Origin of the sequence: Flectobacillus roseus, from assembly GCF_030056595.1 — a bacterium.
GTDB classification, from domain to species: domain Bacteria; phylum Bacteroidota; class Bacteroidia; order Cytophagales; family Spirosomataceae; genus Flectobacillus; species Flectobacillus roseus.
In genome coordinates, this window is sequence record NZ_JASHIF010000004.1 from 322,246 (window position 1) to 348,043 (window position 25,798).

Consider the following 25,798-nt stretch of genomic DNA (forward strand, 5'->3'; position numbering starts at 1 on the left):
TAAAAACCCGTTAGTATCACATTGTTAAGTAGTGTGTTAATTGCTTAAAATTAATTAAAACGTGCAAATATAGTATATTAGAATAATACAAAAATACATTGGGGTAGGATTTTTTTATTAATCCCTTGTTTGGTTAGAATTTGCAGTTCTTTTGGTGTTAGAACTGGAACCTATCTGAACTCAATTAGATTGTCATTCTGAAGCAAAGATACTAGTAATCTTTGAAGTTGAGTGATGCTTCGTTGATATCCTAGTGTATCGTGTAAGTTTATATTTTTTTACTTGAATTAATACTGTTTGCCAATGAACGCAAATTTAGACGTAGTGCCGATGCAGGAATGGATTAATACTGACGGCAAACCCTTAATTATTGCAGGTCCTTGTTCTGCTGAAACAGAAGAGCAAGTACTTGAAACAGCCAACCGAATCAAAGCGGAAGGTTATGCACACATTATGCGTGCAGGTGTATGGAAGCCACGTACTCGTCCAGGTAGTTTTGAAGGCATGGGAGAGCCAGCTTTACAATGGTTAGCTGAAGCAAAAAAACAAACTGGATTACCGTTAGCAATTGAGGTAGCAAATCCTGAACATATTGAGTTAGCATTGAAATATGGTGTTGATGTATTGTGGATTGGAGCAAGAACAACTGTAAACCCATTCAACGTACAAGATTTAGCTGATGCATTGAAAGGTGTTGATATTCCTGTATTAGTGAAAAACCCAGTTAACCCAGACTTAGCTCTTTGGGTTGGTGCTTTTGAACGTTTACAAGGTGCTGGTATCAAGAAAATTGGTGCAATCCACCGTGGTTTCTCTAATGCTCAGGAAACAAAATATCGTAACTCTCCAATGTGGCAAATGGCCGTTGAGATGAAACGTTTGTTCCCACAATTACCAATGATTGGTGACCCGTCGCACATGGCAGGTAAGCGTTCGTTGTTGATGGAATTGTCACAACGTATTCTTGACTTGAACTACGATGGTATGATTATCGAAACTCACCGCGATCCAGATAAAGCTTGGTCTGATGCTTCTCAGCAATTGACTCCTGAAGCTTTAGGCGAAATGTTGCGTGAGCTTGAGGTTCGTAAAGCAAACTACGGCGTTGAATTTACTGACGAATTAGCTGGCTTGCGTGCTAAAATCGATAACATCGACCGTGAGCTGATGGAAGTTTTGGCTGCTCGTATGGCAGTAGTTGAGAAATTGGGCGAATACAAGCGTGATAACAGCGTTGCTGTATTGCAATTGGATCGTTGGAAACAAGTACATGCTGATCGTGCAAAACAAGCTTCTGGCTTAGGTTTGTACCCTGAATTTGTTGAAGAATTATTCAAACTTGTTCACTTGGAGTCTATCAGAAAACAAACTGAAGTTATGCACTCTTCTTTGGCATAATCTCACTCTGAGCAATAAATAAAAAAAGTGGTTGTCATAAAAATGGCAACCACTTTTTTTTCGGCATTGATTATATCGGGAAAAACCTCTATTTTGCCTCTTCCACATAATACCCGTATAGTCTATGAAAAAAGCCCTACTTATTCTGTTTAATCTTCTGTTTTTTAGCAATTTATTGACTGCGCAAACTCCAAAAGCTGACGATAGTAACGGTGTTTTTTGGAAGCCTATTGTCGAAATGGACGATAAACTTTATCCTTCTTATGTGCTTGCCAATGTCAATCGTAATTATTTGAAAGATAATGATACGCCTCAAGACAAGAAAACATATTTTGGCGATAGTGAAGGGCAGTTTGGGATAGAAATTACCTATTTGAAATTAGGACCCGCCAATGTGAAATTGGTAGTTGAATGCCCCAAAATAATGGAAACAAGCTCCTTCTCGGTGTACTTAAATGGTAAAAGTACAAAATATCAAATTTTTCCAGAAATAGCCTACAAATGGGATGTTCTCAGTAATATCTCTCAACCTTTTCCTGTCAATGTCAACTACTATGTGTATGTCAATGATGTATTAAAGGAAAAACAAACCAAAATTGTAACAGTCAGAAGTATCAATGATTGTCCGTATATTTTTATACATAGACAAAAAGTGATACATGATATGAATTTTATGTATGCGGCCTATGTCAATGAAAATCATCCTATTATTACGAATCAGCTTATGCCCGAAATTATGCGCACAGGAATTGTGAATAGTATCACGGGATATCAGACTAACGATAGGATGGAGGTACTTAGACAGGTATTTGCTGTTTGGAATGTGTTGAGACAGCGAGGAGTAAAATATAGTTCTTTAGTATCGTCCAATAATGAACCTGCCCAAAAATATCCTTTGGTAGTTCATCAATTTGTACGAAGACCAAGCGAATCACTAGCTTCTCAACAAGCTAATTGTGTAGATGGGACGGTGCTCTTTGCTTCTATTTTGTATAGAATGGGAATTCATCCATTGATTGTGACCACTCCCAATCATTGTTGGTTGGGGTTTTATATGAATGCGCAACATACCGATACCATGTTTTTGGAGACTACCATGATGGGCAGTCATATTTCATCTGATCAGCTTGAAACAGCAAAGGGACTTGATGTATATAGTCTCATTCTAGATCGACTGTATCCAGATTCTTACAAAACTTTTTTGCTGGCTGTAAAAGTTGGATTTTCAAATTATTCAAAAGATAAAAGTAAATTTCTAGTAGACTCGAAGGTAACGTTTTTACCAGAAAATGCAGATATCGAACATTTACAATATCAGATTTTCGAAATAGAACGATACAGAAGAGAAGGGCTTTTGCCGATAATATCTAATTAACTAAAAGGAAGTTATCAGTTAATGGTATATTAGTTGTTGCAATGTGTTAATAATCAGAAAGATAAAATTAATGTGTACCGCAGATATATTATTAATGGAATCTTTCCTGTTGCTTATATCTTAGTCATTATTCAGCAGTAGAGACGCAATCATTTCGTCTCTACTGCCAGAATACAATTTTTAAATTAATCACTCATTCAATCGCTAAATCACTGAATTAGGGATGATTCATGTGTCTCAGGTATCTAGTTTAACAAATTTTTATTCATGTCTCACTACTAGTTTTTCTACTACTGGACTACCTACATTCTGACTAACACGAACGAAATACATGCCTGAGCGAAGATTTTCTACAGAAATAGTAATATCATTTTGATTACCTGCCAAAGCTTCTTGTTGATAAACCGTTCCATCCATACCAATCACTGCTAGTTCATTAGCACGTGCTGATACTTCTGGGCTAAGGTTTACTTTTGCGTAATTGGTAGTAGGGTTTGGATATAACTGAAGACTCATAGCTCTAACACTTTCTTGAGCAACGACTTTGATATCCGCTACGGCCATAGAGGCATTGTTAGTATGTGCTACAAATCGAATATTCTGAGTACCTCTTGGTAAATCACTAATATTGAAAGACAAATTTTGCCAAGCGCTGTTTGATTCGATAAAAAGAACATCTTTTGAGGTTAAAAGTTTTCCGTATACATCATACGCTTGATAGCTAAATCCAGCGTTGTCCGATAAAGTTTTAACTTGAAGATTAACCGCATAATTACCATTATCGTTATTCACACGATAGTCAAACCAAGCGCTGAAGTGATTAGCAAAGCTCTGCGGGTTTAGGACTAAAGTATTTTTTCCTAATTCGCTTCTAAATTGGGTAGATTGAGCTGGTGTAGCTTTCCAATTTAGAGCCTCTATTCGTTGACCAACTAGATTGAACGATGCTATTAGTGAAATAATGATGATAAATGCAGAATGTGCGTGTTTTTTTGGTACGATTATTGCAGTGATGTTATCCAAAGACGCAAATTTGTCCGATTGGAATGGCGTACATGCAGATACACCATTTCCTGTGCTTTGACGAGCAAAGCTTACCAGTAAGTTTGTCATAAGTAGGAGTGGGCAAAGATGTTTTACAGGTAATAGTTTGTTTTAAGGGCAACTATTACACTGCACAGAATAATTATTCAATGAAGACCGTGCAGGGTCACATCGACTAAGCATTCTGAAAAATTATTCCATACTCAGCTAGTGCATTCAATTTGAGTGTGCAGCCCAAAATAATGTGCTAGTTGAGTTGATTTTTTTGTCCGATGTGCAGTCGAACAATGTATTGTTATGGTTTTTGTGCAGAAAACCATAATTAACAAATATATCAAAAGCGTTTGATAATGAAATAACCTTGTAATCAGTTATTTGTGAATATTTCAAAACTGAAGCCAAAATACTTATTTTTAAGTATTTTGGCTTCTTTGTTTTATGGCTGTTTAACCAATATGTCGCAAGCCGTGTATTGATAAGTTGAGAGGTATGGAAGAGTAAAAATACACCTGTATCAATCCTTTTTTAGTTGTCAAGGGTATGGTTTAGCAAAATTTAAGGTATTTTTAATCTACTGAAAACTCATGCAAGAATCATATCTGATAGAAATTAAATCTTAGAAAATTATTAAAATATACTACTGTAAATGAGCTAGTTATCAGTAGATGGAGTTGAAAAGTGCAATTGCTTTTCTGTTTTTGCTGAGTTTTTCCGAAATTTGTACGTAAAATAAAAATACAATAAAAGCAGGTCAAAGATGGTTAGAAACTTAGAAAACGTTTTGTAACTTTATTCGACCTTAAAAAAGCATTGCTTTTGTACAATTAACATCAATTTTTATCATGAAAAAATTAGTTCTTTTTATTGCGCTACTACCTCTAGTATCGTCTTGCGTAAGCAAGAAAAAGTTTGCTGAGGCGCAGGCTAAGCTTGTAGAACTTGAAAAAAGCAGAGACGAAGCTCTTGCTAAAATTAAATCTGACGCTGCTGATTGCGACAAAAGAGTAGGTGACTTGCGCGCTGACTTGCAATCAAAAGACAATGATTTGAATGCAAAAACTAAACAAGTAAAGGATTTGACTGATCAAGTTGATTACTTGAAAAAGACAAACACAAACTTGTTAGATCGTTTATCTGATTTATCAGTTGTTAGTAAGTCTGGTGCTGAGAGCATTAAGAAGTCTTTGGATGCTTTGAACGATCAAAGCAAATATATCCAAAACTTGAACTCTTCTATCCAACGCAAAGACTCTATCAACTTGGCATTGGTAATGAGCTTGAAACGTTCATTGGCTGATGTTAATGATGATGATGTAACTGTTGAAGTGAAGAAAGGTGTTGTTTACATCTCTATCTCTGACAAAATGTTGTTCCGTTCAGGTTCATCAGAAATCAACGCGAAAGCTGAAGCTGTGTTAGAGAAAGTTGCTAAAGTTGTAAACGATCATAAAGAACTTGACATCTTAGTAGAAGGCCATACTGATAGTGTACCTATCTCTACTGAATGTGTGAAAGATAACTGGGATTTGAGTGCTAAACGCGCTACATCTGTTGTTCGTTTGTTGCAATCTAAATTTAGCGTTGCTCCTGAGCGTATGACTGCTGGTGGTCGTTCGGAATACTCTCCGAAAGAAAACAATGACAATTCTGCAGGTCGTAAGTTGAACCGTAGAACTGAAATTATCGTAACTCCTAAATTGGATCAATTCTTCCAATTGTTGACTAACGGTAAATAATCTTAGTAGCTATGTAAAAAGGGTTGGAAGTAATTCCAACCCTTTTTTGTTTTTATAAGGTAATAATCTTAAGTAATAATGCTGAATAAGATTGAATTGTTGAGCTTTCGGCAAAATGTTTGAAACATATTTAAACTTTTAGCCTATTGCGGTAAAATTTAATTAACAATATGTCTGTTGTACACTTTGGTAGTTGTAAGTGCTTTCAAATAACAGATATACGATTAACAAATAACTTCCTGATTACAAAAGTGCCGCACCAAAAACGCCTGCACTATCACCTAATAATGGTTTTACGATGGGTGTTGTAATTTTTTTATCATTGAAAATGTATTTCTTAATGCGCTCATATCCTTCTGTATAAAGCAAATCAATATTTCCTACACCACCACCAATCACAATTAGGTTAGGGTCTAAAACATTGGTCAATGTAGAAATCGCACGACCAAAATATTCAAGTAGTCTCTCGATAGTTGCAGTAGCAACTGGGTCGATACCTGCCTCGTGGCGTTCAAGTATTTCTTTGAGTTTTAATGGTTTTTCTGCATTATCAGCATAATATTTCTCTAATGCTGGTCCTGCAATGACCTTTTCAACACAACCTGATTTGCCACAATAACATGGCTCTCCGTTTTCTTCCAAGATATTATGTCCCCATTCGCCACCAATACCATGTTGACCACCAATTACTTTACCATGAACCACTAGTCCACCGCCGACGCCTGTCCCCATGATGACACCAAATACCACCTCAGCATCAGGATAGTCTTTACCAGCGCCCATTAAGGCCTCTGCAAGTGCGAAACAGTTGGCATCATTGGCAAGTTTGACAGGTATGCCTAATACTGCTTCGAGATCCTTATTCATAGGATTTCCATTCATGCAAACCGTATTACAGTTTTTCATGGTTTTGGTGGCAGGATCTAGCACTCCAGGCGTGGCAAACCCAATTTTCTGAGGTCTTTCGCCAAGTTCATCGGCTACTAAATCGACTAATTTTTTGATTTGAGAAATAATATGCTCATATCCTTTGTCTGCTTCGGTCGGAATCCTCTTACGAATCAACACATTCATATTATCGCTGCTCTCTAATACAGCACATTCGATTTTGGTTCCGCCCAAATCAATACCCCAAAGTTTCATTTTCTTAAATTTGTTAGAATAATTAGTTTAGATAGAAATTGAGTAATAGTTATTGTCAAGAGCTAAGTATGAGTACAAACTCACAATTCAACCATATTACTTAGGTAGCTCTTTTGCTTATCTTCTGTTGTCGTCGTCATCCATCATTGACAGATAACTCATATAGCGACTTGCCGCTATTTTGCCCTCTCCAACAGCTTCGATTACAGCACATTTGGGTTCATTGATATGCTGGCAATTATTGAATTTACATTCTCCCATAAGCGCTCTCATTTCTGGGAAGAAATGAGAAAGTTCTTCTTTTTCAATATCGATTAAGCCTAATTCTTTGATACCTGGCGTATCAATAATAAAAGAGTTATCTGCCAATTCGAACATTGTGGCAAAAGTGGTTGTATGAACTCCTTTGTTGGCAAAATTGGAAATCTCTGAAGTTTTTAGGTCCAAATGTGGAGCGATTTTATTTACTAAAGTCGATTTTCCTACACCTGAATGCCCCGAAACTAAGGAAATTTTATCTTTTAATAAATCTCTAAATCCGTCTATCCCAATGTTTTCTGGCACAGAAGTGAAGATACATGGGTAGCCAATTTCTTCATACATTGCTGCCAAATCAGCTAATTCATCTTTTTCTTCTTCAGAAAGTAAATCTACTTTATTGAAAACAATTGTTACAGGAATTCTGAATGATTCTGCTGAGACTAAAAAACGGTCAATAAAGCCCTGTGATGTTCTAGGATAATTAAGCGTGGCAATGATAACCGCTTGGTCAAGATTGGCAGCCAAAATATGCCCTTGAGCAGTTTTGTGTACCGATTTACGAATGATATAATTTTCTCTTTGTTCAATTTCGTAGATAATCACCGTATTTTCAACGGTATCCTCGATAGTGAACATTACTCTGTCGCCTACAGCGAGTGGGTTTGAAGTTTGAAGTCCTTTGATTTTGAACTTACCCTTCAAACGACCTTTCCAGACGTGCTTGTCTGAGTCGGCCATTACCTCGTACCATGAGCCAGTTGAGCGTATGACTAATCCTCTGTGCATATATTAAATCGTAAGAAAAGTAATTCATTCGAAACGTATTTCTTCTTGCAATTACTTTTCAGTGAGTCACTTATTCGTTGTTTGAATAAGATTTTTTACAAAATTGATAATGGTTTGAGTGCTTCCAATATTACTTTTAACATAGGTTAAAATTTTGTCAGAAACCTCTTTTCGTTTGTTGAAATCTTGATATAAACTGGTGAAAATACTTTCAAAAGTTTGAGTGTTATCAATTACCTGAGCTCCTCCTATGGCAATCAAATCCATGGCCTCCTGGAATTTAGTATAAACCTTATTTCCAAAAAAGATAGGGAGTCCAAAAGTGGCTGCCTCCAAGGTATTATGTAAACCTTTACCATAAGCTCCTCCAATCCACGCATAATCGGCGTATTGATAAAGAGATGAAAGCATTCCTATATTATCGATAAATAGTACTTCGGCGTTGTTTAGTTCTTTACCATTCAGAGCTTCAGAATAGCGAATACTTGGCTTTTTGAGCTGTTTTTGCCATTGTGTAATTTCCTCTGGATGAATTTCATGAGGGGCAATAATTACCTTTAAAGGATATTCAAAACTATTGATAAAAGGACAAAATACGTCAAAGTCTTGTTGCCAGCATGAGCCCACAATTAAGGTTTGTGTATCGTTCTTGAACTGCTCTGCAATAGGAATTACCCTTTTATTTTGGGCAATTTGAGCAACTCGGTCAAAGCGGGTATCACCTGCAATACTTACATTTTCTTGAATTTGAATACCAGCTAAAAGAGATGCCGACTTTTCGTTTTGGACAAAAATATGAGTTAATAATCGCAGAATACTACGATTAAATTCACCATAAGATTTAAAGTAAACCTGATTTTCTCTAAATATAGTCGAAAATGAAATACTGGGAATATTGGCTTGTTTGAGACAATTCAGATAGTTATACCAAAACTCATACTTTACAAAAAATGCTACCGTAGGGTTGATAAGTTCCACAAAACGTTTGGCATTACTTGGAGTATCTGCTGGAAGGTAACAAATAAAATCTGCCCCTTCGTAATTTTTTCTAATCTCGTATCCAGAAGGGGAGAAGAAGGTTAGTAATATGTGATGATTGGGAAATTCTTTTTTGTAAGCTTCGATCACAGGACGACCTTGCTCGAATTCACCCAAACTTGCACAATGAAACCATGCAATAGAAAGTGGGCTTTGTGATTTTTGACGAGCTTGTGTTAGTTGATATTCGAGTTTTTCGAAAAGTCCCTCTCGACCCTTGAGCCATAGCTGAGCCTTTTGATTGAAAGGACTTACCAGACGAATTAGCCATTGATACAGCTCAATCGATAAATTATATAGTACTTTTGCCAATGCGTTTTAGAATTGTATCATGAAATTTGAATCAAATTTACTAGTATTTCGTTTAGCAATAAAACAATTCTAAAAGACAAACAACAAAAATACCATAATCATTGATAGAAAAATGATAATTAGGTCATAGATAGGTTATCATTTTGGTATCTGTAACACATATTTTACCCCATGAACTGGAATCAATTAACCACAGTAGAGCAATTACAAGCCATTAAAGAAGAGTCATTTAATCAACCAGTGTTGATTTTTAAACATAGTACTCGTTGTTCAATTTCATCTACAGCCTTAAGTCGTGTTGAGCGTAATTGGAAACAAGAAGCCGTTGGTGAATTAAAGCCTTATTATTTGGATTTGATTGCGAATAGACCCGTATCAAATGCCATCGTGGAGGAATTTGGGGTAGAGCATCAGTCGCCACAAGTGATTCTAATCAAGGATGGAGCAAGTGTGTATGATGCTTCACATTTTGATATTCGTTTCGAAGAAATTGCCGAAACAGTCTAACGATGTCGGATTGGAGATTTCGGATTGACGATTAGAGCTTAAATAGCTTTTGGGTTCAATCTTTCAAATAGTGGGCATCAGAAATTATAAAGGCTACCTGATTCAATTAGGTAGCCTTTATTCTATTTATCAAAAAGATATTCGATGGTCCTTAAAATAAGCTGAATGAATTTCTGTAGTAATAATCAAGCAGATATGACTAAGAATGCTTTCTAATAACGGGTACACTATTAACCAATAACCTGCATTTGCCTACAACCACTGAATATCAATTACTTGTTCGACATCAGGATGAAGGCTCAATGAAACTGGACATTTGTGTGCTGTATTTTCTAATTTTTTAATATGTGCATCGTCCAAGGCAACATTTGTCTTCATTTTCAGGTTAATCTCTAAGCGAGCGATTCTGCGCGGAGGAGTTTGAGACATGATTTTGGTAACCTCAACTTCCGAGCCAGCTAATTCGATACCGTCTCTTTGGGCAACGATTGCCATTGTTGTAAGCATACAAGTACCTGTGGCAGTAGCTACCAAGTCGGTAGGAGAAAATGCCTCGCCCTTGCCCATGTTGTCGGTAGGAGCATCGGTAATGAGCTGATTGCCTGATTGTAAGTGAGTAGACTCTGTGCGAAGTTCTCCTAGGTAAGTTGTTTTTACTGTGGGCATATTAATAGAGTTGTTATGATGTTTGTAAGAAAAAGGTAATTTTAATTGAAAATAACCAAGCTCCAAAATAAATTGCTTTATATTTCGTATTGCTTAAGAAGCATTGGCTTTTGTTTTTCTTGAATACAAAGGTCAATATTTGTATTACCGAAATTTCCTGTTTACTTTTCCTAAAATTACTCAAAAACCTTGATTTTTGGTGATTTTAGGCTAAAATGAAAAGTTTATCGTGAAAAAAACTACCCAATATTTAGCAATGAGTTTACTGTTGATGGCTTGGTCAAATTTGTCGCAAGCACAACGTAGAAATACTCCTGCCAACACAACTACTACTACAAAGTCTGCTGCTCCTAACCGTGCGCCCTCTACTAAGCCTAAAAAGGAGGTAGATGAAGAAAATTTTAACTCAATTTTCTCAGTGGGTATCACCACCAACACCAATTCAGGGTTGTTAGGAGGGTTTATGGTACGTAAAGAAATCGTTATTGACAACGGTACGGCACGTAGACAGATGCATTATTTCAACTTAGAATTGGTGAATGTAGATAATTACCAAGAAAGTACACTTCATGCTGGAGGGAATGGCTCAGGTTATGCTTATGGCAAAAAGAACTATTTGTTTGCTTTGCGTCCGCAGTATGGCCGTGAAATAAGCTTATTTAGAAAATCTTCAGATGGAGGTATCAATGTGAATGGATTCATCGCTGCTGGCCCAACGCTTGGTTTTTTGAAGCCGTATTACGTAGATGTATATTACGGAAGAGGCTATTTGGTAAGCGAACCTTACGATCCCAATGTTCATTCTATCAACAATATTGCTGGAAGTGGAGGCTTTTTTAAAGGATTGGGTAATATGAAATTTACACCGGGTATCAATATCAAAGCTGGTTTGAATTTTGAATTGGATGCTTTTCGTCAAAGCAATATTAGTTTAGAAGTAGGTTTCTTAGCAGATATCTACAGCAAAAAAGTAGAAATTATGGCACTTTCTGACAATCAAAGTGTCTTTACTTCGGGATATTTGACAATTTTCTTCGGGGGTAAAAAGTAAGTTCGTATTTTTGCACATTGTTGAATCAAAAATAGGGTAGAGTTTGTTAGAAGTATAGATCACTTTTTCAACATACCTCAATTTATTGTAATGATAGAACTTCCAGTAGTAGCTCCTAGTGCTACCAAGCATAACAAAAAACCAGATTGGTTAAGAGTAAAATTACCAATCGGTAAAGAATACGCAAAAGTTCGTAGTATTGTCGACGAATATAAGCTACATACCATCTGTCAATCAGGGAATTGTCCAAACATGGGCGAGTGTTGGGGAGCAGGTACAGCTACCTTTATGATTTTGGGTAATGTTTGTACTCGTTCTTGTACATTTTGTGCGGTGGCTACTGGTCGTCCAAACGAATATGATGCTGATGAGCCACGTCGTGTAGCTGAAGCTATTAAGTTGATGGGAGTAAAGCACGCTGTTATCACTTCAGTAAACCGTGATGAATTGAAAGACCGTGGTGCCGAAATTTGGTATCAAACGGTAGTACAAGTAAAACAAGAGTCTCCAACGACTACCATCGAAACACTTATTCCAGATACAAAAGGTAATTGGGACGCCCTATATCGTATGATTGAAGGTGGTCAAGAAGTTGTTTCGCACAATATGGAAACAGTTGAGCGCTTGTATCGTAATGTTCGTCCTCAGGCAAAATATGCACGTAGTTTGGAACAGACTAAACGTACCAAAGAGTTTGGTAAGCGTACCAAAACGGGTATTATGTTGGGTCTTGGTGAAACCAAAGAAGAGGTATTTAAAGCGATGGACGATTTAGTGGAAAATGGCTTAGATGTTTTGACTTTGGGACAATACTTACAACCAACTAAAATGCACCATGAGGTAATTGAGTGGATTCACCCAGATACTTTTGCTATGTACAAAGAAGAAGGTTTGAAAAGAGGTATCCAGTATGTGGAGTCGGGTGCATTGGTTCGTTCAAGCTACCATGCAGAAAGACATATCTAAGTATTAGTGCTGAATTATGAGTTGTGAATTGTGAGTTTAAATTATTAGCATTTCATGACTTTTATTTGAACTATTGACTTGATTTTTGATGGTTCAAGAATCTGATAAAATAGAAAAGCTTTACCTTCAGGTAAGGCTTTTTTTATTCATACTCCTGCTAGGCAGTCAAGAAATATCTAAACAAAGTAACCTTCTTCATGTTACTAAAAGAAAAAGTTATCCATGAGTACAGCATCAGAATCCTATTCGTCAACATATGATTTTATTATAGCAGGTGGAGGCTTGGCGGGTCTATCGTTGGCTTATTATCTATCTCAATCGAGTTTAGAAAACGCTAAGATTCTAATTATTGATCAGTCTGAAAAAAAGGAAAATGACAAAACTTGGTGTTTTTGGGAAGCTCAGCCAACGGCTTTTGACGAAATAGTTAGACAAAAATGGAATGGTGTTTGGTTTCACGGAAGTAGAAATTTTAGCCAGTTTTTACCCATTGATGAATATAGATACAAATTAATCAGAAGTGCTGATTTCTACCAGTTTATCTATAAGGCTATTTCTCGAAAAGATAATATTAGCTTTTTGATTGACAGTGTATTGTCTGTAGAAAAAGATATTGATAATAGACCTCAAGTTAAAACTACACAAGGTATTTTTAAAGCCTCTCAAATAGTTTTTGATAGCACATCTCGTTCGTCATACGATGATACTCGATATAGCCAAATGCTTCAGCATTTTAAAGGTTGGGTTATCGAAACCGTTGCGCCAGTCTTTGATGAAACTAAGCCGACCATGTTTGATTTTAGTGTAGAACAGAACGATGAATGCCGATTCGTATATGTACTACCATATAGCCCTACCAAAGCCTTGGTTGAATTCACGATTTTTTCTGATAATTTATTAGAGGATTCTGTTTATGATGATGAGCTAAAAAGTTATATCTCGCAACGGTTAAAAATTACTAATTATCGCATTGACGAAATAGAAAAAGGGACAATTCCGATGTCTGATGAGCCTTGTATTCAAATACCCGACGATGGCATTGTGCGCATAGGTACTGCGGGGGGCTATGTAAAGGCGTCGACAGGATATAGTTTTACTCGGACACAACGTATTCTAAAGAACCTCGTTCGAGATTTGGAGCGAGCAAAAGGTAATTTTGATTCTTTTGAAAAGGAAAAAAAGTCGTGGAGAAAAGGCAAATATATTCCCAATTGGAAAGCCTTATTAGATAGTATTTTGCTAGACGTAATGCTCAAAAATCGCCATTCGTCAAAGGATATTTTTACCCGTTTATTTAGTAAAAACCGACCAGCCCAAATTTTGAAGTTTTTGGACGAAGATACAAGTCTATTAGAAGACTTGGCTATAATGCATACTGTTCCGATAATTCCCTTCTTGAAATCGGCATTTGTAGTGATATTTAGAAAAATATGGTTATTTTTAAGATAATTTATCTATAATCTAGTAGTCAACTAAGCTAAATTGTCATTTAAAAATATTAGTTGTAGTTTTGTAATACAATTCTGACCCTTGGCTGTAAGCACTGAGCTAGATACAAGAATTCTGAGAGTTTTTCCTCTTATTTTTGTCGATAATTTCGCTAGTAAGCTTTTGTGCTTGGGTCGAATATTTCCATAGAATTTCAAAAAAAAATTAATTGTAGAAATGGCATATCTTTTCACCTCTGAGTCAGTTTCTGAAGGACACCCAGATAAAGTTGCTGACCAAATATCGGACGCCCTTATCGACCACTTCATGGCGTTTGACCCTTCATCAAAAGTAGCTTGCGAAACATTAGTAACCACTGGTCAAGTAATTTTGGCGGGTGAAGTAAATACTAACACTTACTTAGACGTACAGAGTATTGCACGTGAAGTAATCCGCAAAATTGGTTATACAAAATCTGAATATATGTTCGAAGCAAATTCTTGTGGTATCCTTTCGGCTATTCACGAGCAATCTGCTGATATTAACCAAGGTGTTGATCGCAAGAACCCAGAAGAACAAGGTGCTGGTGACCAAGGTATGATGTTCGGTTATGCTACAAAAGAAACCGAAAACTATATGCCATTGGCATTGGATTTGGCTCACAAAATCTTGCAAGAACTTTCTTACATCCGTAACAATGAGCCAGCTTTGATTGGTTATTTGCGTCCAGATGCTAAGTCTCAAGTAACAATCGAATATTCTGATAACAACGAACCTCAAAGAATTGATACAATCGTAGTGTCTACTCAGCACGATGATTTCGACTCAGAAGAGGCTATGTTGGCAAAAATCAAAGAAGATATCATTGCTATTGTTATTCCTCGCGTAAAAGCAAAGTTGACTCCTGAGTTACAAGCTTTGTTTAGCGATGAGATTACTTACCATATCAACCCAACTGGTAAATTTGTAATCGGTGGTCCTCACGGAGATACAGGTTTGACAGGTCGTAAGATTATCGTAGATACTTACGGTGGAAAAGGTGCTCACGGTGGTGGTGCATTCTCTGGTAAAGATCCTTCAAAAGTAGACCGTTCTGCGGCTTATGCTACTCGCCACATTGCGAAAAACTTGGTAGCTGCTGGTCTTTGTGACGAAGTATTGGTTCAAGTTTCTTATGCAATCGGTGTTGCTAAACCATGTGGTTTGTATGTAAACACTTATGGAACTGCGAAAGTTGATTTGACTGACGGAGAAATCGCTCGTAAAGTAGAAGAAATCTTCGATATGCGTCCTTACTTCATCGAACAACGTTTGAAGTTGAGAAACCCTATCTATTCTGAAACTGCTGCTTATGGTCACATGGGACGTAAAAACGAAGTTGTTACAAAAACATTCAAGTCTCCAGATGGTAAAGTAGTTGAGAAAGAAGTAGAATTATTTACTTGGGAAAAACTTGACTATGTAGATGCAGTAAAAGCTAAATTTGGTTTGGCTTAGTACTTACAGTTTCGATATTAAAAAAGGCAAAGTCCACGGACTTTGCCTTTTTTTGTTATTAGTAGAATAAAAATTAGCGATAGCTTTCTAATTTCATTAATGGAGTTTGTCCATTAAAAAGTGTTAGTTCTCCACCGACGATATCAAAGCGATTAGCTTTGCCAAGTGCTTCAATAAAACGAGTTTCGGCCTGTAATTTATCACAAGCCATTTTAGTGCTTATGATTTGGCTGAAGGTAACGTTTGTGCCATTGCTTTCTAAGTCTCCTCTTAATCTGTTACATCCTCCAGTTCCTGAAAATCCTTTTAAGTCTCTCGCAATTGTCAAATAAGCTGACTTCGAATTGGTAGGTTCCCAAGCACTACCTGTGTAGTATGCAGATAAAATCCATTGTGATGCTAATGGAAGTTTGGGCAATTCGGGTTCTTGCTTAGAAACTACCCTTACTAATGTCCATTTGGTGTCTGGCGCATCGGCAGGAGGGTTTTTAAGTTTTGTTTCTTTTACCTTAATTTGATATTCAAATCCTTCAACAAATTTAAAACGGTCAATTGCGCCTGAGTACGTTTGCCATTCCTCTTGAGGAGCATATTTTACCTGAAAACATTTTAAAGGAGCCACACCATTACAATCGACCTGATGTGGTGCAATCCACACCGATTTGTAATTTCCTCCACCACTTGAGCGACGAACTACACGGCTTACACGGTGCTTACTACGTTTTGAATGATGTTTTTTGCGACGAGGGCGTGCGTCAACTAATAGGATGCTACTTAATAGAAGCGATAAGGTTAAAATCCAATATTTCATGAAAATATAATGGTTTAAAAAACCTTGTATCTTCACAAGCGGGATGATACAAGGTTTTTGAAAGTAGTCGTATTTACGCAAATTAGTAAAACTCCTTTAGTTTATCGATAACAAATGGTAATTTTCGAATAGTCTGGATAGAATATATTTAAGAGGAGGGATGGTGACATAAAAAAAGAGGCTACCTTTTGGGGTAACCTCTTTTAGTTTTAACCTATTTCGTCCAAATTGATTGGTAAATTTCGAAGTCGTTTACCAGTCAAGTTGAATATGGCATTACAAAGTGCAGGAGCAATAGGTGGTAAGCCTGGCTCGCCAACTCCTCCTGGTTCTTCGGTTGAATCAATAATGTGAATTTCTGTAGCTGGCATCTCATTGATGCGCATTACGTTATATTCGTGGAAATTGGTTTGTTCGGTGATACCATCTTTGATTGTGATACCATTTTTGATAGCTGCCGTCAATCCCATCACGATATTTCCTTCTGTTTGAGCTTTGATATTGTCAGGGTTGACCGTCATACCGCAGTCAATAACAGAAACAACTTTTTCAATTTTTACCCCTTTGCCTTGTTTCGAAACCGTAATTGCATGTGCTGCAATAGTACCGAACGAACGAGCCACAGCAATACCAATGGCCTGATTATTAGGTAATTTTTGATGATAGTTCGATTTCTTAGCTAAAGTCTGTAAAACTCTTGAAAGGCGTGGCGAGTCAGCTAACATTTCTAATCTAAAAGCCAATGGGTCAATGTGCGCAGCATGTGCTAATTCATCCATAAAACACTCTTGACCAAATGCTGTAGTAGATGAATATACCGAGCGCCACCAAAGAATAGGAATATCGGTTTCTGCTAGATTGAAAGATAGTTTTCTGTTAGCAATATCATAAGGACTATCTTCAAAATTAGCTGTTTCATGTGCCCAATCATCAGCTTTGTCTTTGAGTGTTACCCCAAATACTTGATGCTGAATCGAAGAACCCACAATTTGGTGATGGTGAGCCACTAAAGCACCTTTCTCATCAATGGCACCTTCTAATCTGTCAAGCATACCCGGACGGAATGGTCCTTGCGTCATGTCGTCTTCGCGTGTCCAGATTACTTTAATAGGAGCATTAAGCTGTTTAGAAATATGTGCTGCTTCCATCACATAATCGAAATAGGCTTTTCTACCAAAAGCACCGCCCATAAATGGTACGTTTACTTTTACATTCTCAGGCTTAATTTTTAGGTATGCCGACAACTGTTGAATCAAGCCATCAGGACCTTGAATAGGAGCCCATACTTCTACTTTGTCGCCTTGTACCCATACAGTTGCATTCTCAGGCTCCAGAGGAGCGTGCGCCAAGAAAGGTGTTTCATAAGAAGCTTCAAGTTTTTTACTCGCTTTTTGGAATGCACCTTTAAAATCACCTGCTTTTTCTGGATAGTCTATTCCCTCTTGTTTGGCTAACTGGCGAAGATTGGCATAATAAGCATCTGTCGAAATTTTGTCTGAACCCTCTGCATCCCATTGTATTTTAAGCGCTTTTCTTGCTTTCAAGGCAGCCCAATAAGTATCAGCAACGACTGCAACAGCTTCTACGGCACGGTGAGGCATTTTGCGTTCGGTTTTTACGACCTTTTTCACACCTTTTACCTTCATGGCTTCTGCACTATCAATACTCTTTACTTTACCTAAAATAGTTGGAGAGCGCTGGATACTCGCATACAACATGCCTGGCACTTCGGCATCGATGCCAAAAACTGCACTACCATTAATTTTAGAAGGAATCTCTGGTCTTGGAACTGATTTTCCTAAAAGTCTGAAGTCTTTCGGGTCTTTGAGTTTAGGGTTTTTAGGCACTTCTAATTTTGAAGCCTCTTCCACTAATTCTCCATAAGTATAAGACTTGCCAGAAGGCTTGTGATATACTTTACCAAGTTGAGCGTAACAATCCGAAGTAGGAACATTCCATTTTTTGGAAGCAGCTGTAATCAACATTTCTTTTACCGCTGCACCTGCTTTACGCATAGGTTGCCAGCGTGTGCGAATAGAAGACGAGCCACCAGATAACTGTGCACCATACTTACCTTGACCGTCGGTATTACGGATTTGAACTTGAGATAAATCTACCTCCAGTTCCTCAGCCAGTAATAGCGGTAAAGATTGATAAGTGCCTTGCCCCATGTCTGGACGAGCGTTAAATAAGGTTATTTGCCCATCGTCACTGATCAAGATATAAGGATTGAGTTCTAGTCCTGCTAATGAACTCGTTGTGTCGATTTTGGTAATGGTTGCAGCTTGTCCTTGTTGCCAAGGCAACGAAAAGCCGATAGCCAACAAAGCCCCAACTTTTCCCGTAGATTTCAAAAAGTCTCTACGACTTGAAGATTCTAATGATTTTGTCATGATAGTTTGAGAGTTGAAGGTAAACAATGGTTTTAGTAAGTGAGTGGGCAAAATAAACTGTTAGGCTTTTGGTATTCAGCTATGGGCAGTCGGCAATATATTTCTGTGTTATTTTAAATGCCTAATGCCTAGAGCTGAGAGCCTAAAGCTGATTTTGCCTAAGTACAATATTCTTACCTGCCAGTTGTATTACCTGAATCTTTCATTAATTCTGCCGCACGGTGAATCGCTTTGCGAATACGTGGATAAGTTCCGCAGCGGCAAATATTACCAGACATCGCCTCATCGATATCCGAATCATTAGGATTTGGATTTGTTTTCAAAAGTGCCACAGCAGACATAATTTGTCCTGATTGGCAATAACCACACTGAGGTACTTGAGCTTCAATCCATGCTTTTTGTACAGCATGATCAGTGTTGTTAGAAATTCCCTCAATAGTAGTGATTTTATTGGTTGCCTTTACTGTAGAAACTGGCGTTGAGCATGAACGGATTGGCTGTCCGTCCAAATGAACGGTACACGCACCACAAAGTGCCATTCCACAGCCAAATTTAGTGCCTTTCAAACCCACGTAGTCACGAATCACCCACAAAAGTGGAGTGTCAGGATCAGCATCTACAGTATATTTTTTGCCATTTACAGAAAGATTGTACTTTGCCATGATGTGCGAAAGTTTAGGAGTTGATTAGTATCTAGAAGGATAGTGTTTGTAAAAGCAAGACGAAAGTCGTCTGACTTTATCTTTAACATTTATAAAAATACAATTTGTCCTTATTTTGTTCAAATTTTTTAGATGAAAGACAAAGTATTTCAGCTTGCGGATATTTGATTGGAGATTTGTTACAATATAAAGATAAAAAAAGAGACGCAATTCCTTACGTCTCTACAATTTATCAAAATCAACAATGTCATATTACCAATCAGGTGTTACACCTCCACGTACTCTTGAGTTGAGAGAAATACGAATGATAGGGGTAATTCTTGAGGTTGGGGTATCCTTTGTGAAAGTACCATTTTCAAGTCGGTAGCCAAATTCTAAACGGAAAATACGTGCAATACCGTCGATACCATAGCCAAATTCTGCATAGTGAAAATTCTTGTTGGCTGTATACATATAGTTCGCAAAGAACTCTTCACGTAGTGCCAATTTTCGTGCAATATTTAATCTTGAAATTAGAAATTTTCTCATTCCAACCATGGTCATGATATCAATGTATGTACCATTAGTCGAATACAAAAATGGATCGATAAACTTCTTACTTGCACCCCAAACATAATTGTCATAAAAGCCTACTAATCTGTGGGTTGTCAACATATCTCCAATCGAGATCATGTTATTATTCCCATTAAAGTGTTTGTAGTCAGCGAAGGTCATATTTTTGACATCAAAAAATGTCCCTGCTTGTGCAATGTAGTTAAAGTTTGTATTAAGAGAGATTGGGAAGTTATGTGTAATTCCAAGCTCTACTGTATGAAAATCTATGTCAGTTTTGAGTACTTCGCTGAATGCCCCACGATACTTGAACATAATTAATGGTGATGAAGACAAATCTACCATTCTTATATTGTTACGGTATTGCTTTTTTAGGGTTGGACGATAATTTACCTGAAAGCTAACCGAAAAAGCTGTATTGGTTTTAAACTCAGTAATTCCAATTTCTTTATTTTCTGGGTTATTAGGCAAATAGGGCGTATTTTGAAAGTTAATCCAATAATAGTCAGTGGTATTCTCCAAAGGGAATCTTCTTGCCCATTCAGCCGAACCACGAATTGCCAAGGTGTTGGAAATTCGTTCGACTAAATTGAAATTAATAAACTCTTTTTCGTAAATCTTTACATAGTTTTTCTTCAATAATAAAGTAGATAGAGAGTTCAAGTCAAAAGCGATAGGGGTATCCACATTGTATTGCGATACAAACTTTCCTCCTGTAACACTAATGTCATCTTGTTGAGTTTTCCAACGAAGTTTCAGTGTGCCCGATGACTTCTGTAAATTGTAAGAGTAACGCCATGTTGGGTCTATTTCAAACCAATCATAACGGGCTTTTCTGAAACGATATAATGCACCTGTATTTTGTACGAAGCCTTCGACAGTATTAAAGTTGAAATCAAGTACTGGTGATTTGTAGTAAATTTCATGAGGATAAAACCCTCTTGAGTTATCCCCCCAAAAATAAGATCGGCTAAACAAAATACTACCAACCCCAAATTTTAAGTTAGCTTGTCGGTAAGTAGAATATTCGTCGGGTTGGGGTGGTAGTGTCGATTTTGACACTGCCGAAATCGACAACGTTGGAATGTATTTTTGGGCTTGGTATGACTGTTTCAAGTTATCCCACCACTCAGATGATTGGGATTCGGGAAGGAGATCAAGATTAATTTTATCGTATCTTCTCAAACCAGAACGGATGTTGGCATCGCTCCAAGTGTTCTCAAGGTTTGAGCCTAGCGTACCCATTACTTGTTTAAATTGCTGTACCTCAAAGTTTCGCTCTTGAATATTATAGATTTCACGAAATTGATGCTCTTGAGGTCGAACAATAGGAGCTATTTGCCCAAGTTTATAATTCCAGACATGGGAAATATACTGATACTCGCCTTCAAATCCCATTAATTTACCCGAAGCCTTGATTTGATATTTTGAAGGCAAAACCACCTGCTGAACCGTTTCAAACGAAATTTCAAAGTGATATTTGATAGCATAATGTTTTACGAAAACATCTAACCCAACAATCCAGCCATCTTCTTTCGATAAAGCAATTTTCCCAGAAAATACCTTTTCGTCATTATCATGTTTCGGAATAATCAAAAACCAGTCAGCTTCTTTTCCTGCCAACACATCTGAGCCTAACCATTTAAAGTCATAATAATGTAAAGCCTTTGGCGATAAAGGTGATATCGCACTCGGACCTACCTCAGGTTTGTAAAAATTAGGATTTACGAATTTGTCTGCGTGGGACTCTGCATGATAATTATTGCGTGCAGCCTGATAGTCAAATACATAGTTGTACGATGAATCTACCCTGAATTTGGCGTATGATTCAGATTGGTATTCAAGCTTACTTTCCAAACCTTCTTTTTTCAAAAGGTTTTTCCAAATGGAAGGAATCCTATTCCATTTTCCTGTATTCTGGATATAAGTTTCAGCAGAAAAATTAGCCTGTTGCAAATCGTGCTTTGGAGCGTTTTGAATGGCTTTTTTTACCGCTTGGATTGTATATAATGATGAGTCTGAAGTATTTGAATGAAAGGCATTGGCAGTATAGTGGTAACAGCAAAGTGATAAAAACAATATCAGTGGCCGAATGAAATCTTTTAACATAAGGACTCGCAAAGCAAAGCTTTGGCTCTATGGTTGATGTGAGGAATATCCTCAAAATTAAATAAACGGGAAATTGCCCTCTTTTAGTTTTGTTTATCTGAAAAAAATACTGATATTTATTTAGAAGAAAAAAGGATAAAAGTCTATTTTTTAGTCAAATAATACCATTACTTTTTACCTAAAGCTAAATTACTAAATAAAAAAAGGCAATGCAAATTTAAGTACTTCTTTGATAGTCCTCGACATGAAGTCCTATGCATGAAGTCCTATGAAAGAAATAAATTCTAATCTAAGATTAATGTCACTCTCCCGATTGCCACTAAAATAATAAGTAATTTTGTGCGTTCGATTTATTATTTAGATTCTTTCCAAACAAATTGAACAAACTAATAATTATGTTGTTAGTTAATTATTAACCTTTAAAAAACCAACAACCACATGCAAAGCACTCAGTTAAGCCTTATCGTTAAGAAACTGACCGAGTTTTACGGCACTGAATTTAACAATTTCACATACCAGTCACCACTATCGCCGACCAAAACTTACGAAAAGGATAGTATCAACGACTTTGTGAATGACCTTATCCAAGAGGCCAGAAAACAACAGTTTTTAGTAGTCGAAAACTACGCTAACGCCAAAGAGTTCCACGTTCTAATCGAGCAAAGCTCTCATCCAATTATATTTTTTGATGATTCTCACGGAGAGATTAGACCAATTTTAGCATCCAGAAAGCTCAAAGATGACGCGCCTTTCTTTTGGCGTATCATGGATAACGAAACAGAAGCTATTTCTTTGTCTTCTTCTTTTAGACCCGTTACTGTTTCAAGCGCTCCCGACAAATCTAATAATGGGAAGGTGAGATTTTTGAAAATCTTTCCCCTAGAGAATATTTCGGAGGACAATGCCTTCGAGCAGTTGTCTCCTGTACAGAGGCTGTTTAATATGCTTCGTAAGGAGAAAAAAGATATTACTACAATTTATATTTATGCCATTGTAGTGGGTATCATTAGCTTAACCTTGCCACTTGGCATTCAGGCCATCATTGGGCTTGTATCAGGAGGTCTTTTCTTTAGTTCAGTTTATGTCTTAGTAGGTGTTGTAATACTTGGAATTGTCTTTTCGGGTATCCTACAAATTTACCAACAAACGCTTGTCGAAATTCTTCAAAGAAGGGTTTTTGCCAAAGCTGCCTTCGAGTTTACCTATCGTATCCCTAGAGTCAAATCTGAATCCTTATTGGGGGTCTACGCACCAGAGTTAATGAATCGTTTTTTTGACATTCTCAATGTTCAAAAAGCACTTCCAAAAGTACTTATCGATGTTACAGCAGCCGTAATCCAAATTCTGTTTGGAATTATTTTGCTATCCCTTTATCACCCTTACTTCATCGCATTTGGGGCTATTATGGTCATTGTTGTATCATTAGTAGTCTATTACAATGCCCCCAAAGGACTTGAATCCAGCTTGATTGAATCAAAGTATAAATACAAAGTGGCACAATGGCTAGAAGACATTGCTCGTACTTTATATGCCTTCAAATCGGCTGGCTCTACCAATTTGCCTATGCAACGCATGGACTATTTGGTGAATAATTATCTTAAATACCGCAAAAAACATTTCAATGTACTACTCATCCTTTTTGGAAATGCGGTATTCTTTAAAGCGTTTATTACGGGTTTGCTCTTGATATTGGGTACAGCTCTGGTTATCGACCGACAAATTACGCTTGGGCAGTTTGTTGCTTCTGAAATCATCATCGTTTTAGTGGTAAACTCTGTCGAAAAATTGATTGGTAGTATCGAAACAGTTTTTGATTTGTTGACAGCCGTTGAAAAAATGGGAACTGTAACAGACCTTCCTTTGGAGCGCCAAACGGGCTTAAACTACGATTTTAACCAGCATTCGGAAGGAATGGCCATCAAGTTGCAAAACTTGAGTTATAAATATCCAGATGGAAATAAAAAGGTATTGAGAAACTTGAATTTGGATGTGCGTCCAAACGAAAGTATTTGTATTACTGGTACCAATGGATCAGGTAAAGAAACTTTGCTTAAAATCTTATCTGCGATTTTTACTGAGTACGAAGGCTCTGTTTCTTACAATGGTATTTCGATTCGTGATTTGGACTTAAATGCCGTTCGTGATGCAATTGAGCGCAACCTTGCTGTGGACTTGATTTTTGACGGTTCATTAATCGACAATGTAGTAATGGGACGTAAAAACATCACTTTTGAAGATTTGCAGTGGGCGCTCCGCAGTCTTAATATGCAAGATGTAATAGCTGAGCTACCCGATGGACTCAGTACTCAAATGATCGCAGGAGGTAAGCGTTTTTCTGAAAGCTTTATCGCCAAAGTATCTGTGGCTAGATGTGTAGTTGAAAAGCCAAAGCTACTGATGATTACTGATATCTATCGTGAGCTACACAAGGCCGAGCGAATGAAATGTATCTCATTTTTAGCTGACAAACAGAACCCTTGGACTTTGCTCACTATCTCTAACGATCCTATGGTAATGGCCGCTTGTGACCGAGTTTTAGTAATGAATGAAGGTGAAATCGTTTTGGATGGACCATTTGATCAGCTTATGAAAAACGATAAGTTTATGTCATTGGTGGATTAGTTGTTGAACAAGAGGCTTTGAGCCAAAACAATTATTTCAAACGTAATTTTAAGAATTTACTCATGTTAAATATATCAAAACAAAAAGTTCACGACCGTGTTCATGAGGAGTTTGATTTATACTCTCTCAACACCTTGCATACGCCACGGTCAGCGGTCGTCTTGAAACGATGGCTCATCGGAATTGGGGTTGTTTTGTTGCTTGTTATGTTTTTGCCTTGGCAACAAAACGTCAATGGCAAAGGAGATATTACAGCACTTACTCCCAAAGATCGTCCTCAAAATATTCAAAATATCATTGCTGGGCGAATTGAAAAATGGCTAGTTAAAGAAGGTGACTATGTCGAAAAAGGCGATACTATTTTAGTGGTATCCGAAATCAAGGATGATTATTTTGATAAAAACCTTAAGGTAAGATTACAGGAGCAACTTGCTGCCAAAAAATCTGCTATTGAAAGCTATCATGTAAAAGTAAAAGCCCTTGAGTCGCAAATTGTGGCTTTGCAACAAAACCAGCAGTTTAGTTTACAAAAAGCTAAAAACAAGGTAAAACAAAACCAAGCCAAAGTAGTATCGGATAGCACCGATATGTTGGCGGAACAAGTGCAAGTCAATATCGCTCAGGTGCGTTACGACCGTGGCGAAGATCAATACAAAAATGGAGGTATTGTGTCGTTGAGCGAACTTGAATCTCGTAAGCTCAAATTGCAAGAAACAAAAGCAAAGTATGTTTCGGTACAAAATAAATTGTTGGTTTCTCGTCAAGAGCTTATCAATGCTCGTATCGAACTCAACTCTGTAAATGCAGAATATGCAGAGAAAATCTCAAAGGCAGAATCTGATAAAAGTACAGCATTATCGTCGGTTGCTACTGGAGAATATGAATTGTCGCAATTACAAAATAAAATTTCTAATGTGGATTATCGCCTCGGACAATATGTTGTTCGTGCCCCACAGGATGGTTTTGTGGTAAAGGCTTTGAAGGCAGGTATTGGCGAAACCATTAAAGAGGGAGAGTCTATTTGCACACTTCAACCTTCTAATCCTGACACAGCTGTAGAACTATATGTAAAAGCGATGGATGTACCTCTTATCCAAGAAGGTCGTGAGGTGCGCTTGCAGTTTGAAGGTTGGCCAGCTTTAGTATTTTCGGGATGGCCTTCTACTTCAGTAGGTACATTTGGTGGTACAGTCAAAGTTATTGACCGAGTAGATAGCAAGGGCGGAGAATATCGCATGCTAGTAATTCCGAAAAAAGGAGATGACCCTTGGCCAAAGCAATTGCGAATGGGCTCAGGTGTAGTAGGTTGGGTAATGCTCGACAATGTCCCTATTTGGTATGAAGTATGGCGTCAGCTCAATGCTTTCCCTGCCAACTTAAAGAGTGAACCAGAGGAAAAACAACCTGACAAACAAGCTAAAAAAGAAGATAAAAAATGATA

General features: G+C 37.3%; 19 protein-coding genes. 10 read left to right on the forward strand and 9 right to left on the reverse strand.

Annotation, left to right across the window (positions count from 1 at the left end):
• The first annotated feature begins 303 nt into the window (after nt 1-303).
• Together QM524_RS06035 and QM524_RS06040 are read left to right on the forward strand one after the other, a co-directional pair.
• Nucleotides 304-1,398 (forward strand): chorismate mutase, encoded by a 1,095-nt coding sequence (locus QM524_RS06035; protein ID WP_166551298.1) that lies wholly within the window; start codon nt 304-306, stop codon nt 1,396-1,398.
• Between the two features lie 124 nt (nt 1,399-1,522).
• Complete coding sequence (locus tag QM524_RS06040; protein WP_283343888.1) at nt 1,523-2,773, forward strand: hypothetical protein; 1,251 nt, start codon at nt 1,523-1,525, stop codon at nt 2,771-2,773.
• Between the two features lie 261 nt (nt 2,774-3,034).
• Here QM524_RS06040 and QM524_RS06045 read toward each other — a convergent pair whose 3' ends face one another.
• Nucleotides 3,035-3,886 carry a T9SS type A sorting domain-containing protein gene (locus tag QM524_RS06045; RefSeq protein ID WP_283343889.1) on the reverse strand — a complete coding sequence of 284 codons (852 nt, stop codon included), beginning with the start codon at nt 3,884-3,886 and terminating at the stop codon, nt 3,035-3,037.
• Between the two features lie 773 nt (nt 3,887-4,659).
• Here QM524_RS06045 and QM524_RS06050 point away from each other — a divergent pair.
• The gene (locus QM524_RS06050) at nt 4,660-5,553 is read left to right on the forward strand and encodes an OmpA family protein (RefSeq protein ID WP_095160858.1); all 894 of its coding nucleotides are present in this window, start codon (nt 4,660-4,662) and stop codon (nt 5,551-5,553) included.
• 243 nt (nt 5,554-5,796) lie between these two features.
• On the opposite strand, the gene QM524_RS06055 is transcribed toward QM524_RS06050, so the two are convergent.
• From QM524_RS06055 to QM524_RS06065, 3 genes are all read right to left on the reverse strand, one after another.
• On the reverse strand, nt 5,797-6,696 hold the full coding sequence (locus tag QM524_RS06055) for an ROK family protein (RefSeq protein WP_283343890.1): 900 nt from the start codon (nt 6,694-6,696) through the stop codon (nt 5,797-5,799).
• A 117-nt stretch (nt 6,697-6,813) separates the two neighbouring features.
• Nucleotides 6,814-7,743, reverse strand: a complete 930-nt coding sequence (rsgA, locus tag QM524_RS06060; RefSeq protein ID WP_166578141.1) for a ribosome small subunit-dependent GTPase A — start codon at nt 7,741-7,743, stop codon at nt 6,814-6,816.
• A 66-nt stretch (nt 7,744-7,809) separates the two neighbouring features.
• The gene (locus QM524_RS06065) at nt 7,810-9,093 is read right to left on the reverse strand and encodes a 3-deoxy-D-manno-octulosonic acid transferase (protein WP_283343891.1); all 1,284 of its coding nucleotides are present in this window, start codon (nt 9,091-9,093) and stop codon (nt 7,810-7,812) included.
• A gap of 171 nt (nt 9,094-9,264) precedes the next feature.
• On the opposite strand from QM524_RS06065, the gene ytxJ reads away from it, so the two are divergent.
• A complete protein-coding gene (ytxJ, locus tag QM524_RS06070) occupies nt 9,265-9,600 on the forward strand; it encodes a bacillithiol system redox-active protein YtxJ (RefSeq protein ID WP_166578139.1) in 336 nt (111 codons plus the stop codon).
• Nucleotides 9,601-9,852: 252 nt separating this feature from the next.
• On the opposite strand, the gene QM524_RS06075 is transcribed toward ytxJ, so the two are convergent.
• Nucleotides 9,853-10,266, reverse strand: a complete 414-nt coding sequence (locus QM524_RS06075; RefSeq protein ID WP_095161163.1) for an OsmC family protein — start codon at nt 10,264-10,266, stop codon at nt 9,853-9,855.
• A gap of 229 nt (nt 10,267-10,495) precedes the next feature.
• On the opposite strand from QM524_RS06075, the gene QM524_RS06080 reads away from it, so the two are divergent.
• The 4 genes from QM524_RS06080 to metK all read left to right on the forward strand — a co-directional run bounded on the left by QM524_RS06080 (nt 10,496) and on the right by metK (nt 15,208).
• Complete coding sequence (locus QM524_RS06080; protein WP_283343892.1) at nt 10,496-11,317, forward strand: hypothetical protein; 822 nt, start codon at nt 10,496-10,498, stop codon at nt 11,315-11,317.
• Nucleotides 11,318-11,407: 90 nt separating this feature from the next.
• Nucleotides 11,408-12,283, forward strand: coding sequence for a lipoyl synthase (lipA, locus tag QM524_RS06085; protein ID WP_166551307.1), 876 nt, complete (start codon nt 11,408-11,410; stop codon nt 12,281-12,283).
• A gap of 222 nt (nt 12,284-12,505) precedes the next feature.
• Nucleotides 12,506-13,732: a lycopene cyclase family protein gene (locus QM524_RS06090; RefSeq protein ID WP_283343893.1), complete on the forward strand. Its 1,227-nt coding sequence runs from the start codon at nt 12,506-12,508 to the stop codon at nt 13,730-13,732.
• A 216-nt stretch (nt 13,733-13,948) separates the two neighbouring features.
• Nucleotides 13,949-15,208 carry a methionine adenosyltransferase gene (metK, locus tag QM524_RS06095; RefSeq protein ID WP_166551311.1) on the forward strand — a complete coding sequence of 420 codons (1,260 nt, stop codon included), beginning with the start codon at nt 13,949-13,951 and terminating at the stop codon, nt 15,206-15,208.
• A 73-nt stretch (nt 15,209-15,281) separates the two neighbouring features.
• On the opposite strand, the gene QM524_RS06100 is transcribed toward metK, so the two are convergent.
• From QM524_RS06100 to QM524_RS06115, 4 genes are all read right to left on the reverse strand, one after another.
• Nucleotides 15,282-16,019 (reverse strand): DUF4377 domain-containing protein, encoded by a 738-nt coding sequence (locus QM524_RS06100; protein WP_095160849.1) that lies wholly within the window; start codon nt 16,017-16,019, stop codon nt 15,282-15,284.
• A 209-nt stretch (nt 16,020-16,228) separates the two neighbouring features.
• Nucleotides 16,229-18,412, reverse strand: coding sequence for a xanthine dehydrogenase family protein molybdopterin-binding subunit (locus tag QM524_RS06105; RefSeq protein ID WP_283343894.1), 2,184 nt, complete (start codon nt 18,410-18,412; stop codon nt 16,229-16,231).
• 173 nt (nt 18,413-18,585) lie between these two features.
• On the reverse strand, nt 18,586-19,074 hold the full coding sequence (locus QM524_RS06110; protein WP_283343895.1) for a (2Fe-2S)-binding protein: 489 nt from the start codon (nt 19,072-19,074) through the stop codon (nt 18,586-18,588).
• A gap of 252 nt (nt 19,075-19,326) precedes the next feature.
• Nucleotides 19,327-21,735 carry a DUF5686 family protein gene (locus QM524_RS06115; RefSeq protein ID WP_283343896.1) on the reverse strand — a complete coding sequence of 803 codons (2,409 nt, stop codon included), beginning with the start codon at nt 21,733-21,735 and terminating at the stop codon, nt 19,327-19,329.
• A 438-nt stretch (nt 21,736-22,173) separates the two neighbouring features.
• Between QM524_RS06115 and QM524_RS06120 the strand changes: the two genes are divergently transcribed.
• Nucleotides 22,174-24,357, forward strand: a complete 2,184-nt coding sequence (locus tag QM524_RS06120) for a peptidase domain-containing ABC transporter (protein ID WP_283343897.1) — start codon at nt 22,174-22,176, stop codon at nt 24,355-24,357.
• A 62-nt stretch (nt 24,358-24,419) separates the two neighbouring features.
• On the forward strand, nt 24,420-25,796 hold the full coding sequence (locus QM524_RS06125) for an HlyD family secretion protein (RefSeq protein ID WP_283343898.1): 1,377 nt from the start codon (nt 24,420-24,422) through the stop codon (nt 25,794-25,796).
• Nucleotides 25,797-25,798 lie beyond the last annotated feature (2 nt).

What these genes read in the sequence shown, in the direction of transcription:
- QM524_RS06050 (WP_095160858.1), top strand. Translation starts at nt 4,660, where the DNA reads ATGAAAAAATTAGTTCTTTTTATTGCGCTACTACCTCTAGTATCGTCT.
- QM524_RS06100 (WP_095160849.1), bottom strand. Translation starts at nt 16,019, where the DNA reads ATGAAATATTGGATTTTAACCTTATCGCTTCTATTAAGTAGCATCCTA.
- QM524_RS06090 (WP_283343893.1), top strand. Translation starts at nt 12,506, where the DNA reads ATGAGTACAGCATCAGAATCCTATTCGTCAACATATGATTTTATTATA.
- QM524_RS06115 (WP_283343896.1), bottom strand. Translation starts at nt 21,735, where the DNA reads ATGTTAAAAGATTTCATTCGGCCACTGATATTGTTTTTATCACTTTGC.
- QM524_RS06125 (WP_283343898.1), top strand. Translation starts at nt 24,420, where the DNA reads ATGTTAAATATATCAAAACAAAAAGTTCACGACCGTGTTCATGAGGAG.
- QM524_RS06110 (WP_283343895.1), bottom strand. Translation starts at nt 19,074, where the DNA reads ATGGCAAAGTACAATCTTTCTGTAAATGGCAAAAAATATACTGTAGAT.
- rsgA (WP_166578141.1), bottom strand. Translation starts at nt 7,743, where the DNA reads ATGCACAGAGGATTAGTCATACGCTCAACTGGCTCATGGTACGAGGTA.
- QM524_RS06105 (WP_283343894.1), bottom strand. Translation starts at nt 18,412, where the DNA reads ATGACAAAATCATTAGAATCTTCAAGTCGTAGAGACTTTTTGAAATCT.
- metK (WP_166551311.1), top strand. Translation starts at nt 13,949, where the DNA reads ATGGCATATCTTTTCACCTCTGAGTCAGTTTCTGAAGGACACCCAGAT.
- ytxJ (WP_166578139.1), top strand. Translation starts at nt 9,265, where the DNA reads ATGAACTGGAATCAATTAACCACAGTAGAGCAATTACAAGCCATTAAA.
- QM524_RS06040 (WP_283343888.1), top strand. Translation starts at nt 1,523, where the DNA reads ATGAAAAAAGCCCTACTTATTCTGTTTAATCTTCTGTTTTTTAGCAAT.
- QM524_RS06035 (WP_166551298.1), top strand. Translation starts at nt 304, where the DNA reads ATGAACGCAAATTTAGACGTAGTGCCGATGCAGGAATGGATTAATACT.
- lipA (WP_166551307.1), top strand. Translation starts at nt 11,408, where the DNA reads ATGATAGAACTTCCAGTAGTAGCTCCTAGTGCTACCAAGCATAACAAA.
- QM524_RS06120 (WP_283343897.1), top strand. Translation starts at nt 22,174, where the DNA reads ATGCAAAGCACTCAGTTAAGCCTTATCGTTAAGAAACTGACCGAGTTT.
- QM524_RS06055 (WP_283343890.1), bottom strand. Translation starts at nt 6,696, where the DNA reads ATGAAACTTTGGGGTATTGATTTGGGCGGAACCAAAATCGAATGTGCT.
- QM524_RS06075 (WP_095161163.1), bottom strand. Translation starts at nt 10,266, where the DNA reads ATGCCCACAGTAAAAACAACTTACCTAGGAGAACTTCGCACAGAGTCT.
- QM524_RS06045 (WP_283343889.1), bottom strand. Translation starts at nt 3,886, where the DNA reads ATGACAAACTTACTGGTAAGCTTTGCTCGTCAAAGCACAGGAAATGGT.